Origin of the sequence: Methylorubrum suomiense (assembly GCF_022179765.1) — a bacterium.
GTDB lineage: Bacteria > Pseudomonadota > Alphaproteobacteria > Rhizobiales > Beijerinckiaceae > Methylobacterium > Methylobacterium suomiense.
The window spans coordinates 129499-150544 of record NZ_BPRE01000003.1; the positions used below are offsets into that span (position 1 = coordinate 129499).

The following is a 21046-nucleotide window of genomic DNA, read 5'->3' on the forward strand; positions in this document are numbered from 1 at the left end:
GGGCAAGCAGGGACGGTGCCGCGGGCGGCGGAAGCGGGCTTCCGCTCAATCCGGGGCGCGGGGCGTGTCGGGCGGGATGCCGGCCTCCTCCGGTTCGGTCGTCGCGGGCGCGGCGCCCGCGCGGGCGGATTTCGGACGCTTGCGGCGCACCACCTTCTTCACCTTGACGGTGGGCTTGCGGGCGACGCGGGCGCGCATCTCCTGAAGCATCTCGAGCTGGATCTGCTGGATCTCGGCCAGACGCTGCCACTGCTTGGTGACGAGGTGGTCCATCTTCTCGTGCAGATGCCGGATTTCCAGCTCGGCCTTCAGGTTGACCCGGTAGTCGTTGTTCGAGCGCAGGCGGTCCTTCTTGTCCTGCCGGCTCTGGCTCATCATGATGATCGGGGCCTGGATCGCCGCAAGGCAGGACAGGACGAGGTTGAGCAGGATGAACGGGTAGGGATCGAACGCCTTCGCCTCGCCGATGGCGACGTTCGCCAGCATCCAGGCGAACAGGACCACGGCGAAGCTGATCAGGAAGGCCCAGGAGCCGCCGAAGGCCGCGAGCCCGTCCGAGACCCGCTCGCCGAAGCTGCGATGCTCGTCGTAATCCTCCTCGACGTTCTCGGCGATGGTGTCCTGGGCGGCGATGCTCTCGGCCACCTGCCGGTCGAGGTCGGAATACTCGCCGTGCTCCTCCGCCAGGAGCTCGGCGACGAAGCGGGTGCGGTATCGCGCAAGTTCGTTGACGCCGATCAGCGCGTCGTCGCTCAGGCCGGGGAAGTCGGCGCGGATATGGACGGCGAGGGCCGGCCTCAGGGTCGCGACCGGCACGAGATTGCGCCGGTTCATCGCGACGCCGCTGATGGCGCAGATGCCGCGCTTGCCCTTGCCCGCCGAAAGCGGCCCCTGACCTGCGTCCTGGGCCGCGTCCTCGTCCGCCTTGGTCTCGATCAGGGTCACGGCTTGCCCATCGCATCGGCGCGCAACGCCGCCCGCCTATCCGAGACGGAGGCGGGAGTCATCTCGCCCGGCGGCGACCGGTCGGCGCGAGACCCCCGTTCGTGGTCCTGGCGGGGCCCGGCCCCGAGCAGGTGATAGACGAGGATCGCCCCGAAGGTCGCGGTGCCGATGCCGCCGAGGGCGAAATCGCCGAGGCGGATCGTCAGGTCGCCCGCGCCCGCGATCAGAGCGACCGCCGCGGTGACGAGGTTGCGGGCCTCGGCGAAATCGGTCCGGTCCTGCACCCAGATGCGCCCGCCGGTGGCGGCGATCAGACCGAACACCACGAGCGCCAGCCCGCCGACGACCGGCACGGGAAGCGTCAGCACCAGGGCGCCGAATTTCGGCGAGAAGCCGAGCAGGATGGCAAACCCCGCCGCCGCGACGAAGACGAGCGTCGAGTAGATCCGCGTGACCGCCATCACGCCCATATTCTCGGCATAGGTCGTCACGCCGGTGCCGCCGCCCAGTCCCGACAGGATGGTGGCGAGCCCGTCGGCGAGGAAGCCGCGGCCGATCAGGGGATCGTAGTCGCGCCCGGTCATCGCCGCGATCCCCTTGATATGGCCGAGATTCTCCGCGACCAGGATGAGGGCGACCGGCGCGATCAGCACCATGGCGGGTCCCGAGAAGATCGGCGCGGCGAATGTCGGCAGGCCGATCCAGGCGGCCTCGCCGAGCCGGGCGAAGTCGATGGGCTTGGCGAGGCCCAGACCGTTGGCGAGCCCGAGATAGAGCCCGTAGGCGATGGCCGCGCCGATCAGGATCGGCAGGCGCCGCGCCATCCCGCGCCCGCGCACCGCCACGAGCCCGACCAGCAGCGCCGTCACCAGCCCCATCGCGGTGTCGAAGCCGGTGCCCGAGAGGCTCTTCACGGCGACGGGGGCCAGGTTGAGCCCGATCGCCGCAACGATGGCGCCCGTGACGACGGGGGGCATCAGCCGCTCGATCCAGGCGGTGCCCGACAGGTGCACGGCGAGCCCGATCGCCGCGTAGAGCGCGCCGCAGGCGACGATGCCGCCGAGCGCCACCCCGATATTCGGGTTGGGTCCGCTGCCGGCATAGCCGGTGGCGGCAATCACCACGGCGATGAAGGCGAAGCTGGAGCCGAGATAGGAGGGCAGCCGCCCGCCCGTCAGCAGGAAGAAGAGCAGCGTGCCGATGCCGGAGAACAGGATCGCGGTGTTCGGGTCGAACCCCATGAGGATCGGCGCGAGCGCGGTCGAGCCGAACATGGCGACGACGTGCTGGAGCCCGAGCACCACCGTCTGCCCCGTGGGCAACCGCTCGTCGGGCGCGACCTCGCCGGAGGTCCTGAGACGCCAGCTCGGGAAATAGCTCACGACCGATCCCTTTGTGGCCGATCACAGTGAAGGATCGCTTGTCCTTCATGCCCGGTCCGGATGATAGTCCGATCACCGACAGATCTGTCGGCCAAGGAGATTGTCATGCCTAAATTCAACATTGCAACGACCCGACTTTGCCGCCCGTATTTCATGGGCATGAGCGTCAATTCCGCGCGTCGTCGTGATTGGGGAGCGATACGGACATGATCTTTCCTCGAATCGAGCATCTCGACCAAGTCACGCCGCACATTTCGTTCGATCAGGGTTTCGTCGTCTCGCGTCGGTCCGACCACACGGTGATCGATTACGTCTTTGCCGGCCCTGAAACCTTCAGCTCCGCCATGGCTCTGGAGTGCCGCGGCCTGAAATTCGACCGCGATGGACGGCTCATCGGACGACCGTTCCACAAATTTTTCAATCTCGGCGAGCGCCAGAGGATCGAGCAGATCGACTGGTCGGCGCCCCATCACGTGCTCGACAAGCTCGACGGATCGATGGTGCATCCGGTCCTTCTCGAGGGCGCGATGGTGTTCATGACCCGGATGGGCGCCACGGCGCAGGCCGCGGCGGCGCAGCGGCAGGCCGGGGCGGGTGTCCTCGATCTGGCCCATCATCTGCTTGCGGGCGGCCTCACGCCGATCTTCGAGTTCACCTCGCCCGACAACCGGATCGTCGTCGCCTATGAGCGGCCGGCGCTCACCCTGCTCGCGGCACGGGACATGGTGAGCGGCGCCTATCTGCCGCAGGCCGAACTCGTGCGGCTCGGCGCGCGCTTCGGCGTCGCCGTGGTGCGCGCCGCAGGCCCGCTCGCGGATGCCGCCGACTTCGTCGCCCGCGCGCGATGCGAGGCCGGCATTGAGGGCTACGTGCTGGCCTTCGAGGACGGACACCGCCTCAAGCTCAAGACCGACGGCTACGTGCTGCGCCACCGCACGCTCTCGGGCGTGCGCCAGGAGAAGACCGTGCTGGCCTGGGTCGCGGCCGGCGCCGTCGACGACGTCGTGCCGATCCTGCCCGAGGCGGTGTCGACGCGGCTCCTGGCCTATCAGGCGACCGTCGAAGCGAGCGCCGCGGCGCATGAAGCCGCGATCCGCGCCTTCGCGGCCGAGCATCGCGGCCTGCCCCGCAAGGACTACGCCGCCCTCGCCTTCCGGCGCTTCGACAAGCGCCTGACCAAGGCCGCGTTCGACGCCTATGACGGACGCGACCCGCGGGGCGCGATCGGCGCGATGCTGATCTACGCGGCAGGCAGCGAGGGCCGGGTCGAGGCCGTGCGCGACCTGTTCGGCATGGCCTGGAGCGTGGACGACCTCATCCTGCCGGAGATCGAGCCGTAGGGCGCGCTCGCCCCTGACGCAGCGGAGCGTGTGGGCCGGTGTCACAGCCGGCCCATCACCTCGCCGCGGAAGCCGTAGACGGTGCGGGTGCCGGAGAGCGGCACCAGGGTCACCTCCCGGGTCGAGCCCGGCTCGAACCGCACGGCCGTGCCCGGCGCGATGTCGAGGCGCTGGCCGCGGGCCTTCTCCCGGTCGAAGACGAGACCGGGATTGACCTCGTAGAAATGGTAGTGCGAGCCGACCTGGATCGGCCGGTCGCCGGTATTGGCGACCGAGACCACGGTGCGCGCGGCGCCCGCATTGAGCGCGATCTCGCCGGCCAGCGTCGTCACCGTGCCGGGCACGTCGTCGGAGGGGGCGCCGCGGATCGGATGATGGACGGTGACGAGCTTGGTGCCGTCGGGAAACGTCGCCTCGACCTGGATGTCGTGGATCATCTCGGCGATGCCCGGCATCACCTGATCGGCGGTGAGGACATGGGCACCGGCCTGCATCAGCTCGGCGACGGAGCGGCCGTCGCGGGCGCCCTCGACCACGAAATCGGTGATGAGCGCCACCGCCTCCGGGTGGTTGAGCTTGACGCCCCGGGCCAGCCGGTTGCGCGCGACCTGCGCCGCCATGGCGACGAGGAGCTTGTCTTTCTCGCGGGGGGTCAGGAGCACGGGCGCTCTCCGAAGTCGTCTGGATACGGTCTCGCGCGGATCATGCACGGGGCGTGCGAGAGCGCCACCGTATCAGGTCTGCCACACGCGGGGCATCGGCACCCCGCGATAGGCGGTCAGGAAGCGCGCGGCCAGCCCGCGCAGGGCGCCGACTTCCGGGCCGAGGAAACGCAGGGCGAGATGCCCGTTCCAGGCACTCGCCGCGGCCTCGGTGACGCCGGGATTCGCCGCCTCGAGGCAGGCGCGGGCCTCCTCGATCCGGCCCTCGGCGCCGGGCGAGACATCGAGGATCGTGCCCATCGCCCGCGCGCCGCCGCCGATGGCGGAGCGGGCGAGCAGGTCCGAGACCCGGCCTTCGAGCCGCACGGTGTCGGCGTAGACGAGGCGTCCGCCCCGGCGCACCCGCCAGACATCCTCGAACAAGGCCTCCTGCAGCGTCTCGCCCCGAGCGACGCGGCCGAAGGCGACGATCTCGGCGATGAGGAGGCCGGCATCCCCGGCCAGATCCGCCTCGAAGTTCCGGCGCAGGCGCGCCCGGTCGAACAGGATCGTCTCCTGCGGCAGCCAGGCGAGGCGGGCGCCGGCCCCGAGGTCGAGGCGGTTGTGCACATGGCTCACCGGGCCGTCGGAACGGTAGACCTTCTCCGCCGCCACCGTGGTCAGGACGAGCGCGGCGCCCGGATCGAGCCGGGCGGATACCGAAAAGGCGTCGCCGCAGGCGATGCCGCCCGCGTTGTTGACGAGGATGCCCTCCATCGTCCCGGCCTCCCGGGGGAAGCGCAGCCGCGAGGGGCCGGATTCCGCGAGATCCTTCAGCCGCGTCGGCCCGTTGGCCGTGGCCGGGCCGACATGGAGATCGATCTGGCCGCGCGAGCGCTGCCGCGATGGGGGGGCGGGAGGGGATGGGACGGCGTGGATGGTCGGACTCTCGCGGCGGGCGTTCGGCCCTTCCTGGCGCGGACGCGCCCGCCGGGCAACAATGTCGTCTCCCACCCCTCCCCCTCATCCTGAGGTGCTCAGCCGAAGGCTGAGCCTCGAAGGAGGGCTCCAGGGATCGCTGAGACTTCTGGAGTCCTCCTTCGAGGCCGCTGACGCGGCACCTCAGGATGAGGCTGTGGGTGAGAGGGCGCTTTCGCGCCTTAGCGCGGGTCGGGCGGCCCCTCCCCCTTGCCGACGAAGGGGATGCCCTCGATCGGGCATTCCTCGGTGCCGACGCTGGAGCGGGTGATGGCGCGCACGGCGTCGCGGGTGGCGTCGGGGTCCTCGATCCAGCGGCGGTAGAAGTCGTAGGGGCATTCCGACATCCCGTGCCGGTTCTCCTTCGAGTTGATCATGCCGGTATAGCCGCGGTGGAGCAGCTTGAAGAGGTGGTTCTCCGACTGGCCGTGGGCGCGGAAGTCGCGGATCAGGAACTTCGAGAGCGCCGCGTACTGGATGCCCATCTCCTCCTCGCCGCACTCGCCGAGCGTGCGGCCGTCGAAGCCGATGATCGCCGAGTGGCCGAAATAGCTGTAGACGCCGTCGAACCCGGCCGCGTTGGCGACCGCGACGTAGGTGTTGTTGGCGAAGGCCATCGCCTTCGAGATCAGAACCTGCTGCTCTTTCGCCGGATACATGTAGCCCTGGCAGCGGATGATGAGTTCCGCGCCGCGCATGGCGCAGTCGCGCCAGATCTCGGGGTAATTGCCGTCGTCGCAGATGATGAGGCTCACCTTGAGCCCCTTCGGACCGTCCGAGACGTAGGTGCGGTCGCCCGGATACCAGCCTTCGATCGGCGTCCAGGGCATGATCTTGCGGTATTTCTGGACGATCTCGCCCTGGTCGTTCATCAGGATGAGCGTGTTGTAGGGAGCCTTGTGCGGGTGCTCCTCGTGCCGCTCGCCGGTGAGCGAGAATACGCCCCAGACCTTCGCCTTCCGGCAGGCATCGGCGAAGATGTCCGTTTCCGCACCCGGGATGCTGGACGCGGTTTCGTACATCTCGCCCGCATCGTACATGATGCCGTGGGTCGAATACTCCGGAAAAATCACGAGATCGAGGCCGGGCAGACCCGCCTTCATCCCGATGATCATGTCGCCGATCTTCTTGGCGTTCTCGAGTACCTCGGCCTTCGTGTGCAGGCGGGGCATCTTGTAGTTCACGACGGCTACGCCGACGCTGTCCTGGCTCGATGAGATGTCGCCGTGCATCATGGCATGTTCCTCCACGCTGAACTGATGGTTGGGAGGGCCGCGGTTCGTCCGCGGCCCCGAATGCGGCTGGGCTTCAGCCTGGGGCGAGGCCGAGGAGGGTTCCCAGCGGAACGACGAGGGTGAAGCCGCCGTAGAAGCCGTCCTTGGCGCGCCGGGGGGTGTAGGGGTTCCAGAACGAGTTGGGGTTGACGACGTACTGGACCACCGGCTCGAGGATCACGCCCTTGCCGATGTCGAGATGGGCGTTGGCCTCGAAGATGAACTTGTCGCGCGAGTAGGGCGCGCCCGAACCGCCGGCGATGAAGTTCGCGTCGGCCAGGAACTGGGTGTAGTTCTCGTTCAGGCGCTGCCAGTTGACCTTGAGCCCGTAGGTGTCGTTGGGCCGGCTCTGGTCGGGGGCTTCCAACAGCACGCCGAAGAACGAGTTGAAGCGGATCGGGATGGTCGGGTCGAAGGCGTAGCCGGTGCCGGTGTAGAGCGAGACCGCGGTGGGGTGCAGGTTGACGTCGCCCTTGGTGATCAGCCCGCCATCGGCGCGCCAGACCGTCTGCTTGCCGGTGAGCACGACGCCGGAGGTGCCGGCCTTCTGCAGCACCGGGGCGCCGGGGTTGAGGCCCTTGGAGGTGCCGAAGATGGTCTTGAAGTTGTCGTCGTGGTCGGCGGTGTTGACGAAGCCGGTGAGCGAGACGCGGCCGGGATAGGCGGTGAGGGAGTAGTCGGTCTTGGTGCCGATCTCGGTCATGACCAGCGCCCCGGCGATGCGCTCGTAGCCGAAATCGTAGCCCGACAGGACGTTGGTGTTGGGGTTCACGGTGAAGGCGCCGGCCTGGATGTAGCTGGTGGGCGAGAACTGGTAGGCGGCGTTGGCGCCCCAGACGGCGAAGAGGGGCGAGGTGAAGCCGGCGTTGAAGTAGAACAGGTCCTGGAAGCAGGAGTTGATCGAGTTGCACGGCGGCAGGCCGTAGTAGCGGTCGGGATGGGTGCGCCCGAGTTCGACGACGAGGCGGTCGTCGAGGAGCTTCTGCTCGTAGGTGAGGAGCGAGAGGCGGTTGTTGTTGGGGGTGTAGGGCGGCTGGTAGCCGACCGTGGTGTCGCCGATATCGGCGGCCATGTTGAGGTTGCGCACCAGGCCGAAGAAGGTCTGGGTGAACTTGATGGTGCCGCCGCTGATATTGGCCAGCCGCTGCATGTCGGCGCTCATGGAGAGCACGAAATAGGCGGAGTTGGACTGCTCGCCGGGGCGCAGGCCCATGGTCGGGTTGGCTTGGTAGAAGTCGTAGATGTTGACGTCGAAGGTCAGGCCGCGGGCGGCCATGTCGGTGGCCCAGGGGGCGAGCGGACCGACGCGGACGGGGTCGGCGGGCTTGGCGGCGATGTTGGGATCGGTGCGCGGCTGGGTCTGATCGTTGAGCTGGCCCACCGGCGAGGGCTGCTGCGCCTGCGCCGCCGTCCCGCCAAAAGCCAGACCCGCGGCCAGAAGCGCGGCGGCGCCGAGGCCGGTTCTCCCTCGGCGGGGTCTCTGTGTTCGTGTCGTCGCATGCTGCATCGTCAATCCCCAACCCATGGTCTGCGCCGGCTGTCCCACGGGCTGGATGCCCGCTTGTCGCGTCGGCCGGCGGCTCCCTCGCGGAGCGGTTTCGTCTGCGAAAACATCCTCCCGGATGGCGCGCGTCGGCCCGTTCGGGCTCGTCCGCGGGAGGGGCCGGATCGCGCCGACCGCCCCGATGCTGTGTCCCCACCCGCGCCCTCATCCTGAGGGGGCGGGTGGGAGGTCTTCGGCGCTAGGCTCTTGTGCCGCATCGGCTTTTTACGAGAGCCGGCGCCCACCTTTCGGGCCGATGCTCAGTGGCTGATCATCCAGGGCCGCGCGTTCGGGAAGCTCTTGGCGGCGGCCGGTGCGGTCGCCGCCTTCTTGGGCGAGCAGCAGCCGCAGCCCGCCCCGTGGCTGCCGGAGCGCCGCGGCGCGTGGCGGCTGCGCTCGTTGGTGGCGTGCGCCGCCTTGAGCCCCGCATCCATGCCGGAGATCCGCGGGGCGGTGAGGAAGGCGCGCTGGCATTCCCCGCCGCAATCGGGGCAATCGTGCGGGTCCTTGAACTGCGCCATCGGGCGCAGCACCGTGAACGGTCCGCAGGATTCGCAGGAATAGTCGTAGACCGGCATGATCAGAGATCCGGCGACAGCGGCATCTGGACCGAACCGTCGAGGAACTTCGTCGGTCCCGCGGCGGAGGGGTTGATGTCGAAATCGAAGATGCCGGTCGGAATCCAGAGCGTCGCGCAGGCGTTCGGGATGTCGACGACGCCGGAGATGTGGCCCTGGACCGGGGCGGTGCCGAGGATCGAGTAGGCCTGCGCCCCCGAATACCCGAACTTCTTCAAGTACTCGATCGCATTGAGACAGGCCTGGCGATAGGCGACCGTCACGTCGAGGTAGTGCTGCTTGCCGTATTCATCGACGGAGACACCCTCGAAGATCAGGTGATCGTCGTATTTCGGGGTGACCGGCGACGGCTTGAAGATCGGGTTCTTGATCCCGTACTTCGCCATGCCGTCCTTGATCAGGCTGACCTTGAGGTGGACCCAGCCCGCCATCTCGATGGCGCCGCAGAAGGTGATCTCGCCGTCGCCCTGGCTGAAATGCAGGTCGCCCATCGAGAGGCCGGCCCCCGGCACGTAGACCGGGAAGTAGATCTTCGAGCCGCGCGAGAGATCCTTGATGTCGCAATTGCCGCCGTGCTCGCGCCCCGGCACCGTGCGGGCACCGGTCGCCGCCGCGTTGTCCTTCGCCTCGCCCTTGAGCCGGCCCATATGCGCGGTCGGGCCGAAGGGAAGCGTCGCCAGCGCCGGCACCCGCTCCGGATTGGTGTCGAACAGCGCCTTCTCGCGGGTGTTCCAGGTCTCCAGCATCTTCGGATCGGGCAGGCAGCCGATCAGGCCGGGATGGATCAGGCCGGGGAAGCGCACGCCGGGGACGTGGCGCGACTTGGTGAACATGCCCTCGAAGTCCCAGATCGACTTCTGGGCCTGGGGGAAGTGCTCGTCGAGGAAGCCGCCGCCGTTGTTCTTCGAGAAGAAGCCGTTGAAGCCCCACTGCGATTCGGGCTTGGCGCCGATATCGAGGAGATCGACCACCAGCAGGTCGCCGGGCTCGGCGCCCTCGACCCCGATCGGGCCCGACAGGAAGTGGACGATCGACAGGTCGATGTCGCGCACGTCGTCGGCGGAATCGTTGTTCTTGATGAAGCCGCCGGTCCAGTCATAGGTCTCGACGATGAAGTCGTCGCCGGGCTTGACGGTGGCGACCATCGGGATGTCGGGGTGCCAGCGATTGTGCACCATGTCGTTGTCGTAGGCCGATTGCGTGAGATCGACCTTGATCAGCGTCTCGGGCATGTCCTTCGCGCGCTCCTCTTGGATTTTGTCCAGCCGTCCCCGTTGCGTGTCCGGTGGTTGCCCGGCCGCCCCGGCGGATCGTCGATCGTTCGTTCTTCGTGCATCCGGCGCAGCGAGCGCCGGACCGGTGCGGGCGGGCCGCTGGGGGCGCCCCGCCGAGGGTGTTCAGCGCGCGAGCAGCTCCTTCAGGGCCGCGTCGAGCACCCGGATGTCGTCGGGCGAGGTTCCGGGGCCACCCGCGAAGTGGCCCCAATCGGTCTCGACCGTGCGCAGCTCGGCGTTCGGCATGTGCGAGACCTCGATGGCGCTGTCTTCCGGGGGGAAGTACAGGTCGGTCGAGGCCGGCATCACGATCGCCTTGGCCTTGATGGCCCCCAGCGCCTTGGCAAAATCGCCGCCGTAGAGCGCGTTGTTCGCGATGTCGCCGTTCTGCCAGGTCCAGAGCATGGCAAGCAGGTTGTTGGCATCCTTCGCCAGCAGCCAGCCTTCCCAGAAGCCGACGAGGAAATCCTCCAGCGAGGCGTAGCCCAGCCGCTTCAGGTCGCCCTCGGTCCGGTAGAAGGTCTGCGACAGGCCCCAGCCGGCATAGACCCGGGCGGCGGCGCGCAGGCCCTTCTGCGGCTGCGCCGTGTAGAAGCCGTCGGCGAAGGCGGCATCCGCCTGAAGCGCCGCCTTGACGCCCTCCAGGAACACGAAGTTGTGCCGCGAGCACTTGGCCGAGCCCTGGAAGGGCAGGATGCGCTCGACCATGTCCGGGAACAGGGCGCCCCAGTGGAAGGTCTGGAGCGCGCCCATCGACCAGCCGGTCACCAGCCGGATCCGCTCGATGCCGAACATCTCCGTGACCAGCCGGTGCTGCTGCATCACGTTGTCGTAGGCCGTCACCTTGGGGAAGCGCGGCCCGTCGAAGGGCGCGGGCGTGTTGCTCGGCGACGAGGACAACCCGTTGCCGAACATGTTCGGCACGATGATGAAGTACCGCTCCGGGTCGAGCGCCCGGCCCGGCCCGATCAGCCACTCGTTCTCGGTGTGCTGACCCGAATACCAGGTCGGGTAGACGATGACGTTGTCCTTGGCGGCGTTGAGGGTGCCGTAGGTCTTGTAGGCGAGCTTCGCGTCGCGGATCGTCTGCCGGGACTGCAGGACGACGTCGCCGAGTTCGAAGATGTCGTAATCGGCCATTCCGATCCCCCTCACACCGACAGGAAGCGGGCGACCTGCGCCTCGTCGATGTCGGCCCGCAGGGATTCGTGGACGATCGAGCCGTTCTCGATGACGAGCACCCGGTCGGCCACGTCCATGGCGAAGCTCAGCACCTGCTCGGACACGACGATGGAGAGGCCGCGCTCGTCGCGGATCTTCTTGAGCGTCCGGCCCATCTCGCGGATGATCGAGGGCTGGATGCCCTCGGTCGGCTCGTCGAGGAGGAGCACCTTGGGGTTGCTGGCCAGCGCCCGGGCGATGGCGAGCTGCTGCTGCTGGCCGCCCGAGAGGTTGCCGCCGCGCCGTCCCTTCATCTCCAGGAGCACCGGGAACATCGTGTAGAGGTCCTGCGGCACCTTGCGCGATCCGGTGACAGTGAGACCGGTCTCGATGTTCTCCTGCACCGTCATGGTCGAGAAGATCATCCGGCCCTGCGGCACGTAGGCGAGGCCGGCGGCAACGCGGGCATGGCTCTTCATCGCCGTCACGTCGGTGCCCTCGACGGTGATCCGGCCCGACTTCGTCGGCACGATGCCCATCAGGGTCTTCATGAGCGTCGACTTGCCCATGCCGTTGCGGCCCATCACGGCGACGATCTCGCCGGGAGCGACAGAGATGTCGATGCCGTGCAGCACCTCGCTCTGGCCATAGGCCGAATGAAGGTCGGAGATCGCCAGCATCGGGGCGGCGCCGGCCATGACCGGCGGCACGGGTGAGATGTGGGAAGCGGTCTGAAGCATCGATTCCACGTCCTTCAGTGACCGAGATAGACTTCGACGACCTTCGGGTCGGTCTTGACCCGCTCCATCGAGCCTTCCGAGAGCACCTTGCCCTGGTGGAGCACGGTGACCCGGTGGGCGATGTCCTCGACGAACTTCATGTCGTGCTCGATGACGAGCACCGAGCGGCCCTTGATGATCTGGTTGAGGAGCTCCGCCGTCTTGATGCGCTCGCCGACGCTCATGCCGGCGACCGGCTCGTCGAGCATGAGAAGCTCCGGGTCCTGGATCAGCAGCATGCCGATCTCCAGCCACTGCTTCTGGCCGTGGCTCAGGAATTCGGCGCGCTCGTCGAGCTGATCCTTCAGGAAGATCGTCTGCGCGATCTCGTGGATGCGGTCGCGCACCTCGGCGTCGCGCTTGAAGGTGAGCGCGCCGAAGACCGAGCGGCCGCGGGGGAAGGAGATCTCCAGGTTCTCGAAGACGGTCAGGTCGTCGTAGATCGAGGGCGTCTGGAACTTGCGCCCGACGCCCGCCTGGACGATGGCGCTCTCGGACAGTTTGGTGAGTTCCTGGCCCTTGTACTTGATCGAGCCGGAACTCGCCTTGGTGCGCCCGCAGATCAGGTCGAGCACCGTGGTCTTGCCGGCGCCGTTGGGGCCGATGATGACCCGGATCTCGTCCGGATCGACGTAGAACGACACGTCGTTGACCGCCTTGAAGCCGTCGAAGGAGACGGTGAGCCCCTCGACCGCCAGCAGGAAGTTCTTGTCGTCGGCCGGCGTGCCGATCGGGGCGGAAGGGAGAATGGCCGCGTTCATGGGTCTCGTCCTCACTCGGCGGGGGCGCCGTGGGCCGGCAGCACGGGGGTGGGGGTCGGCGCGAGGCCCTTGGCCTTGCGGAACAGGCGGGGCTCGACATGCTCGCGCCAGAGGCCGGCGAGACCGTTGGGGAAGGCGAGCACCACGGCGATGAACAGGGCGCCGAGGCCGAACAGCCAGAGATCGGGGAAGCTCTCGGAGAACGAGGTCTTGGCGAAGTTGACCAGCAGCGTGCCCCAGACGGCGCCGAACAGCGACATCCGCCCGCCGACCGCGGCGTAGATCACCATCTCGATCGAGGGCACGATGCCGACGAAGGAGGGCGACATGAACCCGACCTGGAGGGTGAACATCGCGCCGCCCACCGCCGCGAAGGCCGCGGCCAGGCAGAAGGCGAACACCTTGAAGCCGGCGACCGAGTAGCCCGAGAACCGGACCCGGTCCTCCTTCTCGCGCATGGCGACGAGGATGCGACCGAGCTTCGACTTCTTCACGTACTGCGCCATGAGGATACAGCCGAGGAGGAGCCCGCCGTTGACGAAGTAGAGGATGACCTTCGCGCTGTCGGTGCGGATGTCCCAGCCGTGGAGGGTGCGCAGGTCGGTGATGCCGTTGATGCCGCCGGTATAGCCCTGCTGGCCGACGATCAGGATCGTCAGGATCGCGGCGATCGCCTGGGTGATGATGGCGAAGTAGGTGCCCCCGACGCGCCGCTTGAACATCGCCACCGAGATGATGAAGGCGAAGGCCACCGGCACCGCGATCACGAGGAGAAGCGTCAGCGGCAGGGAGTGGAACGGCTGCCAGAACCAGGGGAGCGACGTGATCTGGTTCCAGTCCATGAAGTCGGGAATGCCCGGCGTCGACTGGATTTTCGTATTTTCGACACTTGAAGCTTCGAGCTTCAAGTACATCGCCATGCAATAGCCGCCGAGGCCGAAGAAGACGCCCTGTCCCAGCGACAGGATGCCGGCATAGCCCCAGCAGATCACGAGGCCGAGGGCGACGAAGGCGTAGGTGAGGTACTTGCCCACCAGGTTGAGGCGGAAGCCGTCGAGGACGAGCGGCAGGACCACCAGGATCACGCCGGCCAGGAGCAGCAGGCTCACCCACTCGATCGGCTTCATGAAGGGGTTGTCGTTGACGGTGACCGCCTTCGACAGGCTCTGCAGAGAGCTCTTCTCGGGGCTCGTTTTCGGGCTCGTCATCGGGGTGCGCTCCTCAGCGACGGACCTTGAGGGTGAAGAGGCCCTGCGGCCGCAGCATCAGGATCGCCACCACCGCGAGCAGGGTGAGCACCTTGGCCATCGAGCCGGAGAGGAAGAATTCGAGGGTCGACTGGGTCTGCGAGATCGAGAAGGCCGAGGCGATGGTGCCGAGCAGGCTGGCGGCGCCGCCGAAGACCACGATCAGGAAGGTGTCGACGATGTAGAGCTGGCCCGAGGTCGGCCCGGTGGAGCCGATCATGGTGAAGGCCGAGCCGGCGATGCCGGCAATGCCGCAGCCGAGGCCGAAGGTGTAGCGATCGACCTTCTCGGTATCGATGCCGACCGCGCCCGCCATTGAGCGGTTGCTCATCACCGCGCGGATCTGCGCGCCGAAGCGCGAGCGGTAGATCAGGACGGCGACGCCCAGCGTGATGACCGTGGTGACCGCGATCACGAACAGGCCGTTGATCTGCACCTCGATCGAATCGGTGACGGGGATCGAGCCCATCATCCAGGTCGGCAATTCCACGCCGACCTCGCGCGGGCCGATGATCGAGCGATAGGCCTGCTGCAGGATCAGCGAGAGGCCCCAGGTGGCGAGCAGCGTGTCGAGGGGGCGTTTGTAGAGATGCCGGATCAGCGCCCACTCGACCAGCATGCCCAAGGCCCCGGAGGCCAGGAACGCCAGCGCCATCGCGACGAAGAAGTAGGCGGAGAACAGCGCCGGAAGGTGCTCCTGGAAGAAGGTCGAGCATAGATAGGTGACGTAGGCGCCCAGGATCATGAACTCGCCGTGGGCCATGTTGATGACGCCCATCTGGCCGAAGATGATCGCCAGCCCCAGCGCCATCAGCACGTAGACCGAGAACAGGATCAGGCCCGCGAAGCCCTGCATCACGAAGATCGAGCTGAGGTCTGCGAGCGAGTAATCGCCGAACATGATTGGATCTCCGATCCGGCTGGCAATGGCTGCGAGCCGATCATCCCATCCGATCCCTCATCCTGAGGTGCCGGAGCGAAGCGGAGGGCTTTGAGAGAGCCCTCCAGACGTCGTTGCGATCCCTGGGGCCGTCCTTCGAGGGCCGCTGACGCGGCCAGCTCAGGATGAGGGCGATGGATGGGATGGGCTGTGCAAGTCGCGGGCCGACTACTGGTAGCCCTTCGGGAACGGGTTCGGCTCGATCAATTCGGGGCTCTCGTAGACGACCTCGAACTGACCCGTCGGCAGGGCCTTGGCGACGCGGGTCTTCGACCAGAGGTGATGGTTCTCGTGGACCTTCACGTACCCCTCCGGCGCCTCCTTGAACTCGATGCCGGGGGAGGCCGCGACCACCTTGTCGACGTCGAAGGAACCGGCCTTCTCCACCGCCATCTTCCACAGGAACGGCCCGAGATAGCCGGCCTGGGTGACGTCGCCGAGCACGGTCTTCTCGCCCCACATCTTCTTGAAGGCGGCGACGAACTTCTCGTTGTTCGGGTTCTTGAGCGACTGGAAGTACTTCATGCAGGAATAGGCGCCGGCGATGTTGTCGCCGCCGATGCCGTCGATCTCGTCCTCGGTGACCGAGATCGTCAGCAGGGTCTGCTTCGACAGGTCGATGCCCGCCGCCTTGAGCTGCTTGTAGAACGCCACGTTCGAGCCGCCGACCACGTCGGCGAAGATCACGTCGGGCTTCTTGAGCTTGATCTTGTTGATGACCGAGTTGAACTGCGTGTGGCCGAGGGGATAATACTCCTCGCCGACCACAGTACCCTTGAGCACGTTCTCGATGTGCTTGCGGGCGATCTTGTTGGAGGTGCGCGGCCAGATGTAATCCGAGCCGATCATGAAGAAGCTCTTGGCGCCCTTCTCCTTGCTCACCCAGTCGAGCGAGGCCAGGATCTGCTGCGTCGCCTCCTGGCCGGTATAGATGACGTTCTTGGACTGCTCGAGGCCCTCGTAGAAGGTCGGGTAGTAGAGCAGCCCGTTATACTGCTCGAACACCGGCAGCGCGGCCTTGCGCGAGGCGGAGGTCCAGCAGCCCATCACGGCGGCGCAATGGTCGTTGACGAGGAGCTTCTTGGCCTTCTCGGCGAAGGTCGGCCAATCGGAGGCGCCGTCCTCCTGGATGATCTTGATCTTGCGCCCGAGAACGCCGCCCATCTCGTTGATCTGGGCGATGGCGAGCTTCTCGGCCTGGATCGTGCCGGTCTCGGAGATCGCCATCGTGCCGGTCGCCGAATGCAGGATGCCGACGGTGACCTCGGTGTCGGTGACCGCGAGACCGGTGGTGTTGACCGCCGAGGTCGGTGCGGCGGCGAATGTCGGCCGCGGCATCATCGCCAGGGCGGGCAGGCCGGCCATGCCCATCAGGAGCTTGCGCCGCAGCGGCGAGCGCAGGCCGTTCTCGGTGTCGGAAGTGTCCTTCGCCATTCTGCCAGCCCTGTGACCTCACGTCCGACGGCTCTTGGAACGGCCGCGGATCGACGAGGTGCAGGCTAGGCTGCTCGTTGCGTCGCAGCATATACGCTGTTCTGCGTATGGTCCGCGCGGGTCGGCGGAGGCACGATGGCCTACCTTCGACCCGAGGCGGGCGCGTCGTCCGGCGCGCGCCGCGCCACAGGCCTGTGTCTTGCTTGCTGCACTTGCACGCTGCTCCCGCAGGGTGTCCTTGCATGCGGAGCGCCGGGGGGACCATCATGCCCCCGCGCCCGGCAGGGGCTCCGCCAGGGCTCGTCAGGCGGTCGCGTACGGGATCGACGACAGACGTCACGCATGAACGGCCGCCAGCACATCATCCCGATCCGGCGTGCCTACAACCGTCTCGTCGCCGACGAGACGCTGGAGGATTATGCCCTCCGCTTCACCGCCAAGAAGGCGCGGCGCTGGTCGGCGCTCGCGGTGGCCCAGACGGCGCTCGGCTCGATCTCGTTCCTGGCGCTGGAGGCCATCGGCGGCACGCTGGTGCTGGCGACGGGGTTCACCAACACGCTGGCCGCGGTGCTCCTCGTCGGCGTGCTGCTCTTCGCCACCGCCGTGCCGATCACCGTCTACGCCGCCCGCTACGGGATCGACCTCGACCTCCTCACCCGCGGTGCGGGCTTCGGCTATCTCGGCTCGACGGTGACCTCGCTGATCTATGCGAGCTTCACCTTCCTGTTCCTGGCCATCGAGGCCGCCATCATGGCGCTGGCCCTGCACCTCTGCTTCGGCCTGCCGCTCTGGCTCGGCTACATCCTCTGCGCCGGCCTCGTCATCCCCCTCGTGGTCTACGGCATCCGGCTGATCAGCCGGTTCCAGATCTGGTCGCAGCCGGTCTGGGTCCTGCTCAACCTCCTGCCGCTCGGCTTCCTCGCCGCGAGCCCGGACGCCGCGGCCACCCTCGGGCGGCTCGTCACCTTCCCCGGCCTCGATCCGGCGGCGGGAGCGGGGTTCGATCCTCTCCGGTTCGGGCTCGCCACCAGCGTGATGCTGGCGCTGCTCGCCCAGGTCGGCGAGCAGGTCGACTTCCTGCGCTTCGTCCCGCCGGCGAAGGGTCCGCGGGACGTCGCGTGGTGGTCGGCGGTGCTGGCGGGCGGAGCGGGCTGGATCGGGCCGGGCCTGCTCAAGGTGCTGCTCGGGGCCTTCCTCGCGGTGCTGGCCCTCGGCCACGGCATCCCGGCGCCGCAGGCCGCCGAGCCGACGCAGATGTACGCGGTCGCCTTCGGCTACGTGACGCCCTCGCGGGAGGGCGCGCTGCTGCTGATGGCCGGGTTCGTCGCGATCTCGCAGATCAAGATCAACCTCACCAACGCCTATGCCGGCTCGATCGCGTGGTCGAACTTCTTCTCGCGTCTCACCCACAGCCATCCCGGCCGGGTGGTGTGGCTCGTCTTCAACGTCGCCATCGCCCTGATGCTGATGGAGCTCGGCATCGACAAGACGATCGAGAGCACCCTCCCCCTCTACGCCGTGGTGGTCTCGGCCTGGGTCGGGGCGCTCGCCTCCGATCTCTCGGTCAACAAGCCGCTCGGCCTGTCGCCGCCGGGCATCGAGTTCAAGCGGGCCCATCTCTACGCGGTCAATCCGGTCGGTACCGGGGCCATGGCGCTGGGCCTGGCGCTGGGCTGGCTCGCCTATGCGGGCGCCTTCGGAACGCTCGCCGCCGCCTTCGGGCCGCTGCTGGCGCTCGCCGCCGCCTTCGTCGCCGCCCCGCTGATCGCCTGGGGCACCGGGGGGCGGTTCTACATCGCGCGGGTCCCGGAGCCCGTCATGGCGGCGGGCGGCGAGAGGATCGGCGAGGAGATCGTCTGCCGGGTCTGCGAGCTGCCCTTCGAAGGCGAGGACATGGCGCATTGCCCCGCCTATGCCGGGCCGATCTGCTCGCTCTGCTGCTCCCTCGACGCCCGCTGCGGCGACCTCTGCAAGCCGCACGGACGCCTCGACGCACAGGCCCAGGCGAGCCTCGGGCGCTTCGTGCCGGCCCCCGTCGCCGCCTGGATCGGCGCGCCCCTCGGGCGCTACCTCGCGCTGATGCTCTGCCTCGTCGGGGTGATCGGGCTGATCCTCGGCATCGTCCATGCCGGTGCCAGCAGCGGGCATCCGGAGCATCGCGAGTTGCTGCAGGCGGCGCTCACCAGCGTGTTCTTCATCTTCGTGCTGATCCTCGGCATCGTCGCGTGGCTGTTCGTCCTCGCCCAGGAGAGCCGCCGCGTCGCCCAGGCCGAGACCGAGCGCCAGACCGCGCTCTACCAAGCGGAGATCGCCGCCCACAAGATCACCGATGCCAAGCTGCAGGAGGCCAAGGAGACGGCGGAGGCGGCCAATCTCGCCAAGAGCCGCTACGTCGTCGGCATCAGCCACGAGCTGCGCACGCCGCTCAACGCCGTGCTCGGCTACGCGCAACTCCTCGAGGTCGATCCCGAGATCCCGGCGCAGCGGCGGCGGGGCCTGCAGGTGATCCGCCGCAGCGCCCAGCACCTGTCGGGCCTGATCGACGGGCTGCTCGACATCTCCCGCATGGAGGCCGGGCGCCTCCAGGTCCACCGCAACGAGATTCGGCTGTCGGATTTCCTCGACCAGATCGTCGACATGGTGCGGCTCCAGGCGGAGGCGGCGGGCCTGCACTTCCGCTTCACCCGCCCCGAGATCCTGCCCGCGGTCGTCGCCACCGACGAGAAGCGCCTGCGCCAGATCCTGCTCAATCTCCTGTCGAACGCGATCAAGTTCACGCCCTCGGGCGAGGTCGGGCTCGACGTGACCTATCGCAGCCAGGTCACGGTCTTCACCATCCGCGACACCGGGCTGGGCATCCGGCCGGACGATCTCGGGCGCATCTTCGAGCCGTTCGAGCGCGGCTCGATTCCCGCCGCCCGCAGCCAGCCGGGCACCGGCCTCGGGCTCACCATCGCCGGGCTGCTGGCGCAGGTCATGGGCGGCGAGATCACGGTGGAGAGCGAGGTCGGGCGCGGCACCCGCTTCCGGGTGCGGCTGATGCTGTCCTCGGTCAACCGCCCTGCCCCCACCCCCGCGGCCCCCGCCGTGCCGGCTCTCTCCGCCGCCCCGCGCCGCTACGCCGGCCGCCAGCGCCGCGTCCTCGTGGTCGATGACGATCCGGCCCACCGCACCCTGATGCGCGACATCCTCGAGCCCCTCGGGATCGAGGTCGCCGAGGCCTCCGACGGCCCGGCCTGCCTCGCCCTGTGGGACCCGGCCGCGGCGAGCGCCGCGCCCGACCTCGTCCTCCTCGACATCGCCATGCCGGGGATGAGCGGCTGGACCGTCGCCGAGCGCCTGCGCGCCCTCGCGCCGGGTCTGCGCATCGCCATGATGTCGGCCAATGTCCACGAGATCAGCCCGACCCGGGGCATCGATGCCCGCCACGACGCGATCATCGCCAAGCCGTTCGATCTGCGCGACTTCCTCGATCAGGTCACCCGTCTGCTCGGTCTCGACTGGGTCGAGGGGACGCCGCCCGTGGCCAAAGCGGCGGAGGCCGGGCCGGGCGCGCCGCGCGTCCCCGCCCCCTCGTCCGCCCCGCGGGCGAAAGAAGGGGCGCCGCACCCCGCCACCGCCGCGCGCGGCGGCCTGCCCCTCCCCGTCCTCGAAGAGCTCCTCCGCCTCGGCCGCATCGGCCATGTGCGCGCCATCGAGGCCCGGCTCGCCGAGATCGCCGATGCCGAGCCGGCTGCCGCCGCCTTCGCGGAGCGCCTGCGGACCCTCGTCGTCGCCTTCGACCTGCCGACCTACATGCGCGTGCTCAAGGACGCCGCCGGCGAACAACCGGTCCGGGAAGCCACCGATGCCTGAGGCACCCGGTCAACGCGACATCGTCCTCGTGGTGGACGATTCCCCCGACACGCTGAGCTTCCTCACCGAGGCGATCGAGCGCTCCGGGGCCACCGTCCTCGTCGCGGTGGCGGGCGAGGCGGCGCTGGCCCTCGTCGATGAGATCACCCCCGACATCATCCTGCTGGACGCCATGATGCCGGGCATGGACGGGTTCGAGACCTGCCGCCGCCTCAAGGCGAAGCCCGCCGTGGCGACCGTGCCGGTCATCTTCATGACCGGGCTGTCGGAGACCGAGCACATCGTCCAGGGGCTGGAGGCCGGCGGCGTCGATTACGTGACCAAGCCGATCGCCCCCGACGAGATCCTGGCGCGCATCCGCGTCCACATGGCCGGGGCGCGGGCGGCGCAGAGCCTGCGGGCGGCGCTCGACACCACCGGGCGCACCCTGTTCGCGGTCGATGCCGCGGGGGCCGTGCTGTGGGCCACGCCGCAGGCCTCGCAGGTTCTGGCGGCCTGCGCCCCCCGGGCGGACGACGCCTACGGGCTGCCGCCCGCCGGACGGGCCTGGCTGCGCGGTTGCCTCGCCGGGGGGCAGACGGGAGCCTTCACCCTCACCGACCTGTCCGGCGCGGCCCATACGGTGAGCTTCGTCGGCCGCACCGGCAACGAGGTGCTGCTGCGTCTCTCCCGGGACGCGACCGCCGCCGGCATCGAGTTGCTGCGCACCCGCCTGCCGATCACCGCGCGCGAGGCGGACGTGCTGTTCTGGCTCGCCCGCGGCAAGTCGAACCGCGACATCGGCGAGATCCTCACCCTGAGCCCGCGCACCATCACCAAGCATCTCGAAGGCATCTACGCCAAGCTCGGGGTGGAGAACCGCACCGCCGCCTCGATCATCGCCGCGCGCCACCTGCAGGATCTCGGCTGAGCGT

The 21046-nt window shown here is 68.4% G+C and carries 17 protein-coding genes; 3 read left to right on the forward strand and 14 right to left on the reverse strand.

Annotation, left to right across the window (positions count from 1 at the left end; translation table 11 throughout):
- Positions 1-45: 45 nt before the first annotated feature.
- Both MFF26_RS05990 and MFF26_RS05995 read right to left on the reverse strand, forming a co-directional pair.
- The gene (locus MFF26_RS05990) at positions 46-858 is read right to left on the reverse strand and encodes a DUF1003 domain-containing protein (protein ID WP_238307803.1); all 813 of its coding nucleotides are present in this window, start codon (positions 856-858) and stop codon (positions 46-48) included.
- An 83-nt stretch (positions 859-941) separates the two neighbouring features.
- On the reverse strand, positions 942-2327 hold the full coding sequence (locus tag MFF26_RS05995) for a solute carrier family 23 protein (RefSeq protein ID WP_137828360.1): 1386 nt from the start codon (positions 2325-2327) through the stop codon (positions 942-944).
- Between the two features lie 206 nt (positions 2328-2533).
- On the opposite strand from MFF26_RS05995, the gene MFF26_RS06000 reads away from it, so the two are divergent.
- Positions 2534-3667, forward strand: coding sequence for an RNA ligase (locus MFF26_RS06000; RefSeq protein WP_137828361.1), 1134 nt, complete (start codon positions 2534-2536; stop codon positions 3665-3667).
- A gap of 41 nt (positions 3668-3708) precedes the next feature.
- Here MFF26_RS06000 and MFF26_RS06005 read toward each other — a convergent pair whose 3' ends face one another.
- The 12 genes from MFF26_RS06005 to urtA all read right to left on the reverse strand — a co-directional run bounded on the left by MFF26_RS06005 (position 3709) and on the right by urtA (position 16277).
- A complete protein-coding gene (locus MFF26_RS06005; protein WP_137828362.1) occupies positions 3709-4329 on the reverse strand; it encodes an urease subunit gamma in 621 nt (206 codons plus the stop codon).
- A gap of 72 nt (positions 4330-4401) precedes the next feature.
- The gene (locus MFF26_RS06010) at positions 4402-5247 is read right to left on the reverse strand and encodes an urease accessory protein UreD (RefSeq protein ID WP_238307804.1); all 846 of its coding nucleotides are present in this window, start codon (positions 5245-5247) and stop codon (positions 4402-4404) included.
- Positions 5248-5468: 221 nt separating this feature from the next.
- Positions 5469-6521, reverse strand: coding sequence for an aliphatic amidase (locus tag MFF26_RS06015; RefSeq protein WP_137831605.1), 1053 nt, complete (start codon positions 6519-6521; stop codon positions 5469-5471).
- A 73-nt stretch (positions 6522-6594) separates the two neighbouring features.
- Positions 6595-8067: a carbohydrate porin gene (locus MFF26_RS06020; protein WP_137831606.1), complete on the reverse strand. Its 1473-nt coding sequence runs from the start codon at positions 8065-8067 to the stop codon at positions 6595-6597.
- A 296-nt stretch (positions 8068-8363) separates the two neighbouring features.
- Positions 8364-8681: an FmdB family zinc ribbon protein gene (locus MFF26_RS06025; protein WP_137831607.1), complete on the reverse strand. Its 318-nt coding sequence runs from the start codon at positions 8679-8681 to the stop codon at positions 8364-8366.
- A 2-nt stretch (positions 8682-8683) separates the two neighbouring features.
- A complete protein-coding gene (gene fmdA / locus MFF26_RS06030; protein ID WP_137831608.1) occupies positions 8684-9913 on the reverse strand; it encodes a formamidase in 1230 nt (409 codons plus the stop codon).
- A gap of 165 nt (positions 9914-10078) precedes the next feature.
- Positions 10079-11095: an alpha/beta fold hydrolase gene (locus tag MFF26_RS06035; RefSeq protein WP_137831609.1), complete on the reverse strand. Its 1017-nt coding sequence runs from the start codon at positions 11093-11095 to the stop codon at positions 10079-10081.
- A gap of 11 nt (positions 11096-11106) precedes the next feature.
- A complete protein-coding gene (gene urtE / locus MFF26_RS06040) occupies positions 11107-11796 on the reverse strand; it encodes an urea ABC transporter ATP-binding subunit UrtE (protein WP_171015605.1) in 690 nt (229 codons plus the stop codon).
- Between the two features lie 74 nt (positions 11797-11870).
- Entirely contained in the window at positions 11871-12656 is a 786-nt protein-coding gene (gene urtD / locus MFF26_RS06045; RefSeq protein WP_137831611.1) for an urea ABC transporter ATP-binding protein UrtD, read from the reverse strand.
- A gap of 11 nt (positions 12657-12667) precedes the next feature.
- Positions 12668-13864, reverse strand: a complete 1197-nt coding sequence (gene urtC, locus MFF26_RS06050; protein WP_137831612.1) for an urea ABC transporter permease subunit UrtC — start codon at positions 13862-13864, stop codon at positions 12668-12670.
- 13 nt (positions 13865-13877) lie between these two features.
- Positions 13878-14804, reverse strand: coding sequence for an urea ABC transporter permease subunit UrtB (gene urtB / locus MFF26_RS06055; RefSeq protein ID WP_137831613.1), 927 nt, complete (start codon positions 14802-14804; stop codon positions 13878-13880).
- Positions 14805-15011: 207 nt separating this feature from the next.
- Entirely contained in the window at positions 15012-16277 is a 1266-nt protein-coding gene (gene urtA, locus MFF26_RS06060; protein ID WP_137831614.1) for an urea ABC transporter substrate-binding protein, read from the reverse strand.
- Between the two features lie 342 nt (positions 16278-16619).
- Between urtA and MFF26_RS06065 the strand changes: the two genes are divergently transcribed.
- Complete coding sequence (locus MFF26_RS06065; protein WP_238307753.1) at positions 16620-20132, forward strand: hybrid sensor histidine kinase/response regulator; 3513 nt, start codon at positions 16620-16622, stop codon at positions 20130-20132.
- Positions 20125-21042, forward strand: a complete 918-nt coding sequence (locus MFF26_RS06070; RefSeq protein ID WP_137831120.1) for a response regulator transcription factor — start codon at positions 20125-20127, stop codon at positions 21040-21042. Before MFF26_RS06065 ends, MFF26_RS06070 begins: the two co-directional genes overlap by 8 nt.
- The last annotated feature ends 4 nt before the right edge of the window (positions 21043-21046 follow it).